The sequence below is a fragment of the Gilliamella sp. LMG 34360 genome (assembly GCF_984568995.1).
Genome location: NZ_OZ474900.1, coordinates 478,694 through 492,107, shown reverse-complemented (window position 1 = coordinate 492,107; position 13,414 = coordinate 478,694). Strand labels below are relative to the sequence as shown.

General features: G+C 36.1%; 15 protein-coding genes. 7 read left to right on the top strand and 8 right to left on the bottom strand.

Annotated features, from left to right (window positions below; translation table 11 throughout):
• Nucleotides 1–72 precede the first annotated feature (72 nt).
• The 7 genes from AC5LW9_RS02250 to flgL all read left to right on the top strand — a co-directional run bounded on the left by AC5LW9_RS02250 (nt 73) and on the right by flgL (nt 6,501).
• A complete protein-coding gene (locus AC5LW9_RS02250; RefSeq protein ID WP_144092472.1) occupies nt 73–789 on the top strand; it encodes an RNA polymerase sigma factor FliA in 717 nt (238 codons plus the stop codon).
• Nucleotides 790–973: 184 nt separating this feature from the next.
• The gene (gene flhD / locus AC5LW9_RS02245) at nt 974–1,294 is read left to right on the top strand and encodes a flagellar transcriptional regulator FlhD (RefSeq protein WP_039126561.1); all 321 of its coding nucleotides are present in this window, start codon (nt 974–976) and stop codon (nt 1,292–1,294) included.
• A 15-nt stretch (nt 1,295–1,309) separates the two neighbouring features.
• Nucleotides 1,310–1,915, top strand: coding sequence for a flagellar transcriptional regulator FlhC (flhC, locus tag AC5LW9_RS02240; RefSeq protein WP_086325973.1), 606 nt, complete (start codon nt 1,310–1,312; stop codon nt 1,913–1,915).
• A gap of 43 nt (nt 1,916–1,958) precedes the next feature.
• Complete coding sequence (gene motA / locus AC5LW9_RS02235; RefSeq protein WP_039126458.1) at nt 1,959–2,846, top strand: flagellar motor stator protein MotA; 888 nt, start codon at nt 1,959–1,961, stop codon at nt 2,844–2,846.
• Entirely contained in the window at nt 2,846–3,739 is an 894-nt protein-coding gene (motB, locus tag AC5LW9_RS02230; RefSeq protein ID WP_086325974.1) for a flagellar motor protein MotB, read from the top strand. Before motA ends, motB begins: the two co-directional genes overlap by 1 nt.
• 164 nt (nt 3,740–3,903) lie before the next feature.
• Nucleotides 3,904–5,547 carry a flagellar hook-associated protein FlgK gene (gene flgK / locus AC5LW9_RS02225; protein WP_493456257.1) on the top strand — a complete coding sequence of 548 codons (1,644 nt, stop codon included), beginning with the start codon at nt 3,904–3,906 and terminating at the stop codon, nt 5,545–5,547.
• A gap of 15 nt (nt 5,548–5,562) precedes the next feature.
• Entirely contained in the window at nt 5,563–6,501 is a 939-nt protein-coding gene (gene flgL / locus AC5LW9_RS02220) for a flagellar hook-associated protein FlgL (RefSeq protein ID WP_086325976.1), read from the top strand.
• 129 nt (nt 6,502–6,630) lie between these two features.
• On the opposite strand, the gene flgJ is transcribed toward flgL, so the two are convergent.
• Genes flgJ through flgC form a run of 8 tightly spaced genes read right to left on the bottom strand, consistent with a single transcriptional unit; the run spans nt 6,631 to nt 13,414 of the window.
• A complete protein-coding gene (gene flgJ / locus AC5LW9_RS02215) occupies nt 6,631–7,650 on the bottom strand; it encodes a flagellar assembly peptidoglycan hydrolase FlgJ (RefSeq protein WP_493456256.1) in 1,020 nt (339 codons plus the stop codon).
• A gap of 15 nt (nt 7,651–7,665) precedes the next feature.
• Nucleotides 7,666–8,775, bottom strand: coding sequence for a flagellar basal body P-ring protein FlgI (locus AC5LW9_RS02210; protein ID WP_493456255.1), 1,110 nt, complete (start codon nt 8,773–8,775; stop codon nt 7,666–7,668).
• 11 nt (nt 8,776–8,786) lie between these two features.
• Nucleotides 8,787–9,476 carry a flagellar basal body L-ring protein FlgH gene (locus AC5LW9_RS02205; RefSeq protein ID WP_039126472.1) on the bottom strand — a complete coding sequence of 230 codons (690 nt, stop codon included), beginning with the start codon at nt 9,474–9,476 and terminating at the stop codon, nt 8,787–8,789.
• Nucleotides 9,477–9,486: 10 nt separating this feature from the next.
• Nucleotides 9,487–10,269, bottom strand: coding sequence for a flagellar basal-body rod protein FlgG (gene flgG / locus AC5LW9_RS02200; protein WP_039126475.1), 783 nt, complete (start codon nt 10,267–10,269; stop codon nt 9,487–9,489).
• Nucleotides 10,270–10,281: 12 nt separating this feature from the next.
• A complete protein-coding gene (locus tag AC5LW9_RS02195) occupies nt 10,282–11,037 on the bottom strand; it encodes a flagellar basal body rod protein FlgF (protein WP_493456254.1) in 756 nt (251 codons plus the stop codon).
• A 14-nt stretch (nt 11,038–11,051) separates the two neighbouring features.
• On the bottom strand, nt 11,052–12,263 hold the full coding sequence (gene flgE, locus AC5LW9_RS02190; protein ID WP_086325979.1) for a flagellar hook protein FlgE: 1,212 nt from the start codon (nt 12,261–12,263) through the stop codon (nt 11,052–11,054).
• Nucleotides 12,264–12,279: 16 nt separating this feature from the next.
• Nucleotides 12,280–12,993: a flagellar hook assembly protein FlgD gene (gene flgD / locus AC5LW9_RS02185; protein ID WP_039126483.1), complete on the bottom strand. Its 714-nt coding sequence runs from the start codon at nt 12,991–12,993 to the stop codon at nt 12,280–12,282.
• A gap of 13 nt (nt 12,994–13,006) precedes the next feature.
• Nucleotides 13,007–13,414, bottom strand: a complete 408-nt coding sequence (flgC, locus tag AC5LW9_RS02180; RefSeq protein ID WP_144092480.1) for a flagellar basal body rod protein FlgC — start codon at nt 13,412–13,414, stop codon at nt 13,007–13,009.

Here is a 13,414-nt window from a genome sequence, read left to right as displayed (position 1 = left end):
CTTATTCTAGCCATTAATTCAATCAATTAGCGTGATAATATTCGTTAGCATTTTTTTATATTGGTTCAGAAAATGAGTGATAGCCTGTATAACTCTCAAGGTATAGTGAATCAAATTGATTGGCAACAGTATATCTATTTAGTTCGTAATGAAGCACTTAAATTAGCGGTTCGTTTGCCAACCACAATTGAACTTGATGACTTATTACAAGTAGGTTATATCGGTTTGCTAGAGACCATAAAGCGGTATGATGCTTCCCAAGGTTATTCTTTTACCACATTTGCCATTCCTAGAATAAAAGGCGCTATGCTAGATGAACTGCGTAGTCGAGATTGGTTACCAAGACAAACGCGGAAAAAAATTAAAGATGTGACAAATGCAATTAATGAGTTAGAAAAAAAACTAGGTGTACCTCCTAATGACCATCAGATAGCGGCATATTTGCAATTATCGATTACTGAATATCACAAAGTATTATTAGATTCAAATTATAGTCAGATATTTTCCTATGATGAAATACAAAAAAAATTAGGCGATAACATCGACACATTAATTGAATCAGGCTCTGATAATAACCCTTTTTCTTCAATCATTAATGATGAAATTCGCAATATTATGATTCAACAGATTGATAAATTACCTGAAAAAGAAAAAATGGTTTTAGCACTTTATTATCAAGAAGAGCTGAATTTAAAAGAGATTGGTAACGTGATGAATATTAGTGAGTCTCGTGTAAGTCAGTTACATAGTCAAGCAATTAAACGAATACAAAGTAAGATTACCTTATAAAAACAGAATTAAAAGAGAAAAGCGCAGAAAAATAATTCGAAAATAAATTGATATGATTTTTTTATTGACGTTTTTCATTTAAAAATGTAATTTTAAGTATAAAAAAATTATTGTTGTTTTATTTTATCAAATATTCGTTTTTTTATACGGATATAAATATGGATGGGTGATTAAATTGGGAAATATATTAGATGATGATATTTTGAAATCTATACACCACTTGAATCTTTCAACACTCTTGTTAAGTCAAAAGATGCTTGAAAAAGATAAAGCGATGGCAATGTATCGATTAGGTATTGATGAAGAAACAGCCGATATACTCAGCAGTTTAAATACGTCGCAAATGTTAGTTTTATCCGAAACCAATCAATTAACATTTCAATTGCGATTTGAAAACGCAGAAATGATGAAGAAACTCACAGAAGACTCGCGCATAAGTGATATAAAACAAATGCATACGGGCATACTTTTATCAAGTTTACTTTTAGATTCATTAAATAAGTAGTGGAAAGGAATCAGGATGAAAGATACAAGTATCATTCAAAAATATAAGGAAGTTCAATTAGCTACCCGATTAATTTCACTTGGTGCAAGAATTCAAATGCTAGAAAGTGAAACAAATTTAAGTCGAGGTAAACTAATAAAACTGTATAAAGAAATTCAAGGCTGTCCTCCTCCTAAAGGTTTATTACCGTTCTCCACTACCTGGTTTATGACTTGGGAACCCAATATTCACTCTAGTATATTTTACAATGCTTACCGTTTTTTGGTGAAACATGGCACAAAGCCCGGTATTCAAACAATTTTAAAAGCCTACCAACTTTATTTAGAACAATGTTCATTCTCACATGAAAACAAACCCGTCTTAGGAATAACTCGTGCTTGGATTTTAGTCAAATTTGTTGAAAGTAATGTCATGCAACAATCCTGTTGTAAAGAGTGTCATGGACGATTTATCACCCATGCTTACCAGCCATACAACAGTTTTATATGCAGTTTATGTCAGCCACCATCAAGAGCGGAAAAGAATAATAAAACCCCTAAAGAAAACCATGAAAAGTGTTTGCAGGTACTATCAATACCTAGTGGTTTTAATTCAGCAATTGCTAGAAAAATGACAGTTTGAAATTAATAGTAGAAACATAAATTATGGAGAAAAAGGAAATCCAATGCTAATAATTATAGGTTATATTGTTGTTATCGCTTCTGCACTACTTGGTTATGTTTTAAGTGGTGGTTATTTAGCAGTTCTTTTTCAACCATTAGAGTTTCTAATTATTGGAGGAACAGCAATCGGGGCTTTTATTGTCAGCAATGAAAAGAAAGTAATTAAATCGACACTTAAAGCATTAGGTCAATTGTTTAAATCATCCAAATATAATAAAACACTTTATCTAACACTGATTAATTTAATGTACACCATTCTTACCCAAATTCGACAAAATGGTACATTATCTATTGAATCTGATATTGATAATCCAAAAGAAAGTGAATTATTTAAAAAATATCCGCTTATTTTAGCCAATCCTCAAATCTGCGACTTTATTACTGATTATTTGCGATTAATGATTAGTGGCAACATGAATGTATTTGAAATTGAAGCACTGATGGATGAGGAGATTGAGACTTATATTCACGAATTAGAAAAACCTGCGGATGCAATTTCAGCTGTTGGAGATGGATTACCTGCTTTTGGTATTGTGGCTGCGGTTATGGGGGTTATCAATACGTTAGCACAAGCCGACAGACCTGCGAGTGAATTGGGAGAACTTATTGCACATGCCATGGTAGGAACTTTTCTAGGTATTTTGCTTGCTTATGGATTTGTCTCACCACTAGCGGCGTTATTAAAGCAAAGAAACGCCGGTGTGATCAAAACGCTGGAGTGTACCAAAGTTATACTGATTGCAAGTATGCACGACTATGCTCCGCAAATTTGCATTGAATTTGGACGAAAAACGTTATTTTCTCATGAAAGACCATCTTTCTTTGAATTAGAAAAATATATCCAAGATGTAAAAGATAAAAATGCCAACTCAAATGAAAATAATAAATAATGAAAGAGAACTCTGTAAGAATAATCACTAAGAAAAAATCCGGACATGGTGGCAGTCACCATGGAGGTTCGTGGAAAATCGCTTATGCTGACTTTATGACAGCGATGATGGCACTTTTTTTGGTCATGTGGTTAATTTCCAAAGCGAGTCCGCAAGAATTACAAGGTATTGCAGAATATTTTAGAACACCGCTTATTTTAGGGCAAAATGGCGGTAAAAACCTAAGTGATAGTGAAAGTCCTATTCCAGGTGGTGGTGACGATGTTATTAAAAACTTAGGTGAAGAAACAAATACGCTTCCAAACCAAAGCCTAACAGAATCTGAATCTAAACAACTTGAAAGATTAGAGCTTATAAAAACAGCTCAAAAAATCTATGAAGTGTTTGAAATCGATCCGAGGTTAAAAAATTTAGCGGCCAACCTGATTATTGAATTAACTGAATTGGGATTACGGATTCAAATTCTAGCAACGGATGACAACCCCATGTTTGAAGTAGGAAGTGCCGTTATTCATTCTGACATGCAACACATTTTACATGCACTTGCACCCATTTTAAATTCTTTGCCAAACAAAATGACATTATCTGGTCACACCGATGAGCGTCAATATGTAACGGGTGATCGAGGGTATAGTAACTGGGAGCTATCGGCTGATAGAGCTAATTCATCAAGAAGGGAACTTATTGCTGGCGGATTAGATTCTGGCAAGATTATTCGCATTATTGCTCTTGCCGATACAGTTAGTTTAAATAATAAAAATTACAGCAAAGATGCTAATCGTCGTATTAGTATTTTAATTTTGAATAAGTCGGCACAACAATATATTGAAGATGAAAATACGATGACGGGAATAGATTTTTTAAAACAAGCAAAACCAATTAAATCAGAGTAATACCAATAAAAACAATTTAATTGTATACGCTAAAAAAATTAAAATCTAAAAAAATCCAATTTTATCTAAAAATAACTAAAGTTTTACGATTTTAGACCGATATAAAAGATAACCTTTTAAGTTAATAATTTGGTTATTAACTGAAATTATATTTAGGAGCTATTATGTCAAATTCATTGATGAATACAGGTATTAGTGGATTAAATGCAGCACAAAATATGCTTAATGTGATAAGTAATAACATTAGTAATGCACATACCGTTGGTTATAATCGGCAGCAACAAATTTTGCGGCAAGCAAATGGCACTAAATATAATTATGGATTTGTTGGTAATGGTGTATCAGTATCATCCGTTAATCGAGCGTATAATAGTTTTGTGGTAGGGCAATTACGCCAATCACAGTCACAAAATGGTTCGATAAAAGCTTATTACAACGAATTATCAAAAGTCGATAATTTATTAGCTGAAAATGAAAACAGTATTTCTTCACAATTAAATAATCTGTTTACTAGTTTAAATAAACTCTCCTCTAATGCAGGGAACGCTGCTTCGAAACAGACTGTCATTAATGATCTCAGCTCTTTAGTAAGTAAATTCAATAAAACAGAGTTAAATTTAAAAAATCAGATTGCCAATATCAATACTGAAATTGTTAATAACGTTGATACGATTAACTCATACACAAAACAAATTGCTGACCTTAATCAAAAAATTGCAAGATTACAGGCAGTAAGTGGTGGACTAGAACCAAATGCACTACTTGATGAACGAGATCAATTGGTTAATGAATTAAGCGAAATGATCGGAATAACGGTTACCGAACAAAATGGAGAATATAATATTTCGCTTCCTAATGGTTTAAGTCTAGTACAAGGATCTTCAGCAACTCAATTATCGGTACAACCGTCTAAAGATGATCCTGCTTTAAATACGATTATTTACACGCATAATTCTGGCGCAACTCAAGAACTGACAAGCCAAAATATTGCGTCAGGCCGGTTAAATGGATTATTAAATTTTCGTGATGGACCACTCCTTGAAGCACGCAATCAGCTCGGTTTAATTGCCTTAAATTTAGCTGAGCGTTTTAATGAAGTTCATATGTCAGGTGTTGATATTAATGGCGATGCTGGTGAAAAATTATTTGATTATCAGTCTCCTAGCAGTATTGCTAACACCAAAAATCAAGGTAATGCTACGGCTAAAATCAATTACAACAAAGTAACAGATGTAAAAGCGTCTGATTATAAAATTGAGTTCAATGGTAGTGACTGGGTCGTAACCAGATTATCAGATAGTAAACAAATTACACCACAAGTTGAAGATGGTAAGTTATTATTTGATGGATTATCTATTGAAATAGATGGCAATCCAGTTGCAGGCGATAGCTTTTTACTTAAACCTGTTGCCGATGTAGCATCATCATTACAGCTATTAGTGAAAGATGTGAATAAATTCGCAACAGGCATTAATGACGATGAAAATGGTAATGGTGACAACCGTAATGTTGCTAAATTACTTGATATTCAAAACGAAAAATTAATTAACGGTACAAAAACCTTAAATAGTGCTTATAACGCGTTGGTCAGTTATGTGGGAAGTGAAACACAAACCGCTAAAATTTCAGCGCAATCGAGTCAAAATATTACCCAAGAAATTTATGAGCAAAATCAATCGATCTCGGGTGTGAATATTGAAGAAGAATATATTTCTATGCAAGTTTACATGCAGTATTACCAAGCTAATGCAAAGATTATTGATGCTGCAACGACAATATTCGACACCATTTTAGGTTTGGCTAAATGATAAAAGGATGAAAATATGCGTGTTAGTACTAATTCAATGTATCAAAAAAATTTAAATAGTATTTTAGATACCAATAATAAATGGCAAAAATCAGGATTACATTTAGCAACCGGAAAAAAAATCTTATCGCCGTCGGATGATCCAATGGGTTCATCACAAGCGTTAATATTAAAACATTCCCAATCAAGAAATAATCAGTTTCAAGCTGCACGTGAAAGTGCTAATAACTCGTTAAGTCGCCAAGATACCATACTAAAAGAAGCAAATACCGTTATCCAATCGATTCAAGAAACATTAGTTTATGCAGGTAATGAAACGCTAAACGATGAAAACAGAGTTGATTTAGCCAATAAACTACAAGGATTAAAAGATCAGTTAATATCCTTAGCCAATGCCAAAGACACAAATGGGAATTATCTATTTGCGGGTAACAAAAATGACACGCCTCCTTTTGTTGTCGATGAAAATGGCAAAGTTAATTATGTCGGTGGCTCAACAACCATTAACATATTTATTGATGAAACACGTGAAGTAGCAATGAGTTTTACTGGTGAGCAAATTTTTATGACCGGTGCCAATAGTGCTGTTGAAAGTAATATTTTTGCCAGCATTGATTATGCGCTTGAAGCATTACAAATTGATTTAGATGACAACGATCCTGATTCGATTGCGCAATTTAGAGAGGGGCTATCCAAAGCCAGCCAAGGAATCGATAACTCGTTTGAAAACATATCAACCGTAAGATCATCGGGCGGTAATGTACTGGCAGAGGTCGAAAGATTAACAGCCCTTGGTAAGACCTTGGACATCGATTTTGAAATGCAAATTAGTCAAATCGAAGATGTGGATTGGTATGAAGCTATTTCAGACTATGTGATGTTACAAGCAAATTTACAAGCGGCACAATATACCTTTATGAATATGCAAAACATGTCGTTATTTCAAATGAAATAGCGGATTGTCACAAAATTTCATTTATACAAAAACGTTAATACTTTATAGTTAAAAATATACATAAAAAAACAGGAGGCAAAAGCCTCCTGCTCATTAATTTCTTTAAGTTAAAATCAATTTATCCCGATACTATTTAAAAGCAATTTGTCTAAAACCCGATAGGGATTTAGGCGGTATACTTTTAGCAATTGTCTCAATACGATTGATAATTTGAATCAGTTTTTCGCTATAGTTAGGATCGGTTGCATAATTAGCATCTTGTAATGCTTTAGCGGCTGTTCGTGCGTCGGGCGCATTAACCACTGCACGATAACGTGGATTTTTAGTGAGTAAATTAAGGTAATCCGTTATTGCATGTTGTTTACTATTATAGACTCTAAAATCATCTTGAATTTTAACTCTATTGTTATTTAAAAATTCTTGTGTTGTTAAACGAGTAGAACTGTCTTTCCATGATGGCGACGCTTTGATACCAAAATAGTTATGACTTAGCTGATTATCGGCTGTTTTTATCTGTTTTTTACCCCATCCTGTTTCTAATGCGGCTTGAGCAATAATAACTTCATATGGAATACCTGAAGCTTTAGCAGCTTTTTTAGCTGGTTCAAACCATTCAACCACAAATTGCGTGATATGGTCTTGATCAGAATGATTAGTGGGTGATGATAATTGGTTGACGTCAGCATTAGTTAAATTATTAGCTTTATGTTGCTGATAGAGCAATTGACCTAATGCCGCTGGCGATAGATTTGATGAATTTCCACTAAATAGAGATTGTGCTAATTGCAGATTAGTTTGATTATTATTTGCTTGAGATTGCGCATTAATATTAACCGCAGAATGGGGCTGATTCGTTAATTGTTTGGCAATAATATTGGCAAGCCCAAGGCCTTTTCCTGCTGTTTGCTGAGCAATTTGCTGATCAAACATAGAGGTAAATAGTTGCATGGCAGATTGATTAAATAAACCACCATTCGGAACGGCCTTGCGCATAGATTGCATCATCATATTAACGAATAATGTTTCAAACTGATCCGCAACTTGTTTAATGCTTTCATTTGATCCACTAACGGCATCGCGTCTTAATTGGTTAATGCTTGAAAAATCATAAGCAAAACGGTTAATGGACTGATTAACTAAATTTTTCATATTAATAATTCTGTTTTAAATCGTCTCCAGCGCGGCGTGTAAACAACCTGCCGTTTTTAATGCTTCAAGTATGGACATTAACTCCGTAGGATTTGCGCCCAATAAATTAAGTGAATGAATAACTCGGTTTAAGTCGGTACCTGAAGCCAAATTATGCAGTGCACCACCATCTTGTTCAATGCTCACTTCCTCATCCGGAACAACGACAGTTGTTCCGTCTGTCAATGGTGTATTAGGTTGACTCACTTTTAATTTGTTATTGACTACAACCGATAAATTACCATGAGCCACAGCACAATTGTCTAATTTAACTTTTTGATTCATCACCACAACGCCAGTACGTGTATTTAACACCACTTTAGCTGAAATGGGTGTATTACCAATTTCAAGATTTTGTATGCGTGACAATAACTGTACGCGCGCCTGATTATCCTTAGGCATTGTTACCGTGACGGTAGTGCCGTCCATCGCAACCGCGGTATTTTTTTGTAACTTATTAATCGCCTCAGATATTTTTAAGGCACGGGTAAAATCAAATTGATTAAGGTGTAAATGAATCGTATCTTGTTCATCTAAACGAGTAGCAAGCTCACGTTCGATGGTTGCGCCATTAGGAATGGTCGCCCCTGCTGTTTGATTCACACTGACACTTGAACCTTTGCTACTTGCTCCCATTCCACCCACAAATAAATTACCTTGAGCAATAGCATAAACTTGATTATCAGTGCCTTTTAGTGGAGTCATAATTAATGTACCGCCACGCAAACTTTTAGCATTTCCCAAAGAAGACACTACAACATCAATTTGTTGTCCAACTCGTGCATAAGAAGGTAATTTGGCTGTCACCATTACTGCTGCCACATTTTTTAGTTGCATGTTACTGCCTGATGGAACCGTTATCCCCAATTGCGATAACATATTTGTGATACTTTGAATAGTAAAAGGCGTTTGTGAAGTTTGATCGCCTGTGCCATCAAGTCCAACCACAATACCATAACCTACTAAGGCGTTTTCCCTTACCCCTTGAATGGTAACAAGATCACGAATAGGTTCAGCATAACAAACAGGAACAACCAATAAAGTCATACCGATAAAATTGATAAAAATGCGTAACTTATTTAGCATAATGATACTCATTAAAATGGTGAAAAATTTAAAAATAGGCGCTGTAACCAGCCCATAGTTTGCGCTTCATCTATGTAGCCATTACCGACATATTCAATACGGGCATCTGCAACTTGTGTTGAAATAACAGTATTATTACCACTGATGGTTCTTGGATTAACTACACCAGAAAACCTTATGAATTCGGTGCCTTGATTAATCGCAATCTGTTTCTCTCCAATAACTTTCAAGTTGCCATTAATCATGACGTTTTGCACAGTAACTGTGATTGTGCCGCTAAAGGTATTTTTGGCATTCGCACCGCCTGATCCTTTAAAATCATTACTGCCCGAGATATCTGTATCGGCTTTACCCCGACCAACAAGTCCATCTAAAAAGTGAGGAACGGTCTTTACGCCGACATTTAACGCACCATTACGACCGGCATTAACTGATGAGCTTTTACTGGCGCTAACATTTTCTTGTAAGACAATTGTTAATACATCACCAATGTTGCGTGGACGACGATCTTCAAACATCGGTTGATAACCAAAACTAGTCGGTTGGGCTGCCTGATAGATCGAACCGCTGGTATTGACGATATCTGGCATTTTTGGCACGATGCTGGTTTCACCCTCAACCAATGCTTTTTTAGGCAACTGTGCACAACTTAAAAGAAAAAACGCCATGAGAATATAAAGATATTTCACTATATTTATCATGTTATTATCTTTAAAGTTGGTTTAAACGTTGTAGCATTTGGTCCGATGCAGAAATGGCTTTACTGTTAATTTCGTAAGCACGTTGTACTTGAATCATATTAACTAACTCTTCTGCAACATTAACGTTAGACGTTTCGGTATAACCTTGATACAGCAAACCTGCTCCATTTAGTCCTGGAGTGTTTTCTGTTGGTGCACCTGAACTTTCGGTTTCTAAATACAGATTTTCACCCATACTTTCTAGACCAGTATCGTTAATAAACGTATGTAAGGTTAACTGCCCAACTTGTACTTGTGTTGATTGGTTGGCTAATGTCACATTGACCACACCATCGCGTGCAACAGTCATTTTGATAGCATTGGATGGAATGTTGATAGTAGGCTGAATTTCATAACCTGCTGCGGTAACCAATTGACCATTTTGATTGACTTGAAACGCACCATTACGCGTATAAGCTTGAGTACCATCAGGTAATAAAACTTGGAAAAAACCTTGTCCATTAATAGCCACATCACTGCTGTTATCCGTTGCTTCTAAATTACCTTGGCTATGAATACGTTCGGTTGCAACAGGACGAACGCCCGTACCAATTTGCAAACCAGAGGGTAATGTTGTTTGCTCAGATGATTGCGCTCCTGGTTGGCGAACAGTTTGATAAAGTAAATCTTCAAATACTGCTCTCTGACGTTTAAAACCACTGGTACTCACGTTGGCTAAATTGTTAGAGATAATATCCATATTCATCTGTTGGGCGGTTAATCCCGTTTTAGCAATCCATAATGATTTAATCATCGCTATTCCTTCCTATGTAAGTGATAAAATTTGATTGGCTTTTTGAGCATTTTCATCAGCAGTCGTGATTTCTTTCATTTGCATTTCAAATTGGCGAGCATGAGAGATTAAATCCACCATAGCGGTAACAGGATTCACATTACTGCCTTCTAATACCCCTGACATTAATTGGGCTTTTGGATTATCTGGCATTACTGCGCCACGCTCATTTTGTGTCGCTTGCGTTAAATGAAAAAAACCATCATCGCCACGCTCAATTTCTTGTGGCAAAAGATGGACTTTTTTTATTTTACCGACTTGAGCTATCGTGGTCGGTTTATTACCTGCACCTAAAGCAGAAACTGTACCATCACTACTAATACTCAGTTGAGATTGTTGCGGTACAGTTAAAACACCATTATCACCTATTAATGGATGGCCTTGAATATAAAGCCCCCCGTTTTCATTAATCTCAATTGCACCATTACGGGTATAACCCTCACGACCATCGGCTAACTGAACAGCGAGCCAATCGTCTTGAGATAGGGCGACATCTAAGTTTCGCCCTGTATAATTAAATGCCCCCATTGTTGAATCGTAGGTTGGTGTGGTTGCAGCAACCATTGTTCGTGTCGGCATATCATTGCCAACTATTGGCACGGCTTTCATTGCAGTTAATTGAGCACGAAATCCCACCGTTGATACATTTGCCAGATTATGTGAGGTAACCGCCTGCTGATTAAGAGTTTGGCTTGCGCCCGACATTGCAGTATAAATAACCCGATCCATAAATAATCCTTAAACTAACGCAAATTAACCAATGTATTAAGTATTTGGTCTTGAGTTTTAATGGTTTGTGAATTCGATTGATAATTACGTTGAGCCACAATCATATTGACCAGTTCTTGACTCATATCAACATTAGACGATTCAACCGCACCACTGGCTAGTGAACCAAACGTCCCACTATTGGCGGAACCTAATACTTCTGCTCCAGAATTAAGAGTTGATCGCCAGTTATTATTGCCCGCTGATTCTAATCCATTGACATTAGCAAAATCAGCCATGGCAATTTGACCTAATAACATGGTTTGTTGGTTAGAATAAATACCATAAATTGTGCCATCATCATTAATACTATAGCCAACTAAATCACCTGCCGCATAACCATCAACGATAGGCGTTTTAACACTACCGAGTTCTTTACCCATATTTTGTTGAGTACTGCTTGCTAATGACAATGTAAAAGTATTATCCGCTGAACCATTTAGACCATTAAGATTGATCGTCATTTCTGGATCACTGATTAATTTGCCAGATGAGTCAAATTCCATTTTTCCTAATGTCTGAAGAGTTGCATTAGGATCGCTGCTATCAAGATAATGAACATCCCATTGGTTATCTGCGGTTTTAACATAGAAAAGCTGAACATTACGTTGATTACCTAAGGAATCATAAGTTGTAATGGTGGTTGAATAATTAAATGTATCCGCATCTGTTGCATTAATTGGTTGTTTTTCTGGGACTTTACTATTTGAATTTAAATTCGTTTGCAAAGAAGCCTTACTGGTTGCGGATGCATTTAACATCTCTTGCGAAATTTTTAATGGTCCCGGTGCCGCACCTTGTTGGATTTGTGGTGGCGTACCTGTTGCTAAATAGCCCGTTAATTTCAATCCATCGGCAGATACGATATTACGCTCAGCATCTAATTGGAACTGACCATTACGGGTATAATAGATTTGACCGCTGCTATCGACTAATCGAAAAAATCCATTACCGGAAATGGCAACATCTAAACTATTATTGGTTGAGGTTGTCGTGCCATCATTAAAATTTTGCAGAACCGATGCAACTTTAACGCCCATTCCAACTTTTGAGCCAGCATAGATATCAGCAAATGAGATACTGGCACTTTTAAAGCCAACTGTTGCAGAATTGGCAATATTATTACCAATAACATCTAATTGTTTTGAAGCGGCATTCATACCACTAATTGCTTGAGAAAACCCCATATGAACTTATTCCCCTTTAAAGAATTTGACGCACTTCGTCAATACTAATTGAACCCAGTATCCCTAAATCTAGTAATACTTTATTGTTAACTTTGCTGTTAATTACTCCGTATACAACTGAGTAAGATAATGGTGTTGATGATACTTTTTGCCCATCGTAGCTGGCATTAATCGAAAACGTGTAGCTACCGTCTGGCGCCTTAGTTCCATCGTTAAGCTCACCATCCCAAGTAAAAGAGCTGACCCCAGCAGGAATTGAACCTAAATCGACCTCACGCACAACATTGCCGTTTTCATCTTTTATAGTAACAACCACTGAATCAGCATCACGCATAAGTTCAAAGCCAAATGGTGTGGTAACGGTCTCTTTTTCTGTTTCTGACCCTTCGACTGCCGATGTGGCAACCAAAATTTTATTACCGGGAACCATGACACCTTTACCAATCATATTACTTGCATTGACCGATAGACTGTCGTCAATTTGACCAGAAACCATACCCAAAGTCGTATTCAGTCGTTCAATACCCGCTAATGTATTGATTTGAGCAAGTTGTGAGGTTAGCTGGCTGTTGTCCATTGGATTGGTGGGATCTTGATTCTTCATTTGGGCAATAAGTAATGTTAAAAAATTATCTTGTAATTCCTGACTAGAGTTCCCATCAGATGTCCCTTTTCTCACTGGACTGGTCATATTTGATGATTCTGACACTGCTACATTAGAAATACCCATGAATTACGTTCCTCTATTGCCCTAAAGTAAGGGTTTTTAGCATTAAACTTTTTGCTGTATTAATCACTTCTACATTGGCTTGATAGCTACGAGATGCGGATATGGTATTGACCATTTCTGCCACGACATCAACATTTGGTTTTTGAATGTAACCTTTCTCGTCGGCTAAAGGATGATTCGGTTCATAAACTAAATTCATTGGTGCTGGATCTTCAATCACCTGTGATACCTTTACGCCTGCTACACTATTTTGATAACCCTTATCATCAACTTGAAAAATCACTTGTTTAGCTCGATAAGCTTGACCTGAAGTACTGGTAATACTATCTGCATTGGCTAAATTGCTGGCACTGACATTCATACGTTGGGTCTGCGCCATTAGTGCTGAACCGGAAATGGTAAAAATAGAAAAACTCATCAC